Annotated in this window: 2 protein-coding genes; both read right to left on the bottom strand. The window is 58.9% G+C overall.

Annotated features, from left to right (window positions below; translation table 11 throughout):
* Positions 1-12: 12 nt before the first annotated feature.
* Positions 13-567 (bottom strand): sulfopyruvate decarboxylase subunit beta, encoded by a 555-nt coding sequence (comE, locus tag Q0949_RS20605; RefSeq protein ID WP_299377010.1) that lies wholly within the window; start codon positions 565-567, stop codon positions 13-15.
* Entirely contained in the window at positions 564-1,070 is a 507-nt protein-coding gene (gene comD / locus Q0949_RS20600) for a sulfopyruvate decarboxylase subunit alpha (RefSeq protein WP_299377013.1), read from the bottom strand. Before comD ends, comE begins: the two co-directional genes overlap by 4 nt.
* Positions 1,071-1,091 lie beyond the last annotated feature (21 nt).

The following is a 1,091-nucleotide window of genomic DNA, read 5'->3' as shown; positions in this document are numbered from 1 at the left end:
CGGCCCTTTTCATCAGCTTGCGACGGCCTTCATGAACCTGTGCTTGATCACCACGGGGTCCATCGTGATCACGGGCAGCTTGATGTTGCCGCTGTCGCACTTGACCACGATCACCGTCATCTTCTTGCTGTCGATCGCCGCCTGCAGCACCTCTCCGGTGTCCACATCCCGGCACGTCACCACGTTCTCGCAGCCGCATGCCGCCGCCACCTTTTCAAGCGCCGTCTTCTTGCCCGCATAGGTCGGCTGGTCGCCGGTGGATCCGTAGGATCCGTTGTCGATGATCATCAGGATATAGTTGTCGGCCACGTTGTTCGCGATCGTGGGCAGCGTGCCAAGGTTCGTCAGAACCGACCCGTCCCCGTCAATCGAGATCACCGTCTTGGGCTGCGCCAGCGCCAGGCCCAGACCGATCGAAGACGACAGGCCCATCGTGCCCAGCATGTAGAAATTCGTCGGCTGGTCGTCGATCATGTGCAGCTCCTGGCTGGGCAGACCGATATTGCAGACGACAAGATGATCCCGGAGGATGGGCGCGATCTCGCGCAGGATTTCGGAACGGATCATTGGTCGCCATAGCCTCCCCAGAAGTTGGCATCCGTCAGGATCGCCACGGGTTTGTTGCACATGAATGTATATTTCAGAATGTTATCAAGCTCTTCCACATCCGCCTGCTTGTGGAAGTGATAGGTGGGGATGTTCATCTGCGCCAAGAGCGCCTTGGTGTGCACGGCCATTTCCACCTGGCAGGCGACGGGTTCGCGCAGCTCTCCGCGGTAGGAAATCAGCATCGGCAGCGGCATCCGGTAATACTGGATCAGCGTGGCCAGCGTGTTGATCGTGACGCCGATGGCGGTGTTCTGCATGATGATCGCAGGGCGCTTGCCGCCCATATGCGCGCCCGCACACAGGCCCATGCCCTCGTCTTCCTTGTTCGAGGGGATGTGGAAAATCTCTTCGCGGGCGTCGATCTCGTCGATCACACCGGCCAGCTGCTTGCACGGCACGGTGGTCACGAACGACACGCCATTCGCAACAAGATCATCCGTGATCTTCTTGTCGATGTTCATGGAAAAAGAACCTTTCTTGGG

The organism is uncultured Tateyamaria sp. (genome assembly GCF_947487805.1).
GTDB lineage: Bacteria > Pseudomonadota > Alphaproteobacteria > Rhodobacterales > Rhodobacteraceae > Tateyamaria.
This window is presented reverse-complemented; position numbering and strand designations above follow the sequence as displayed.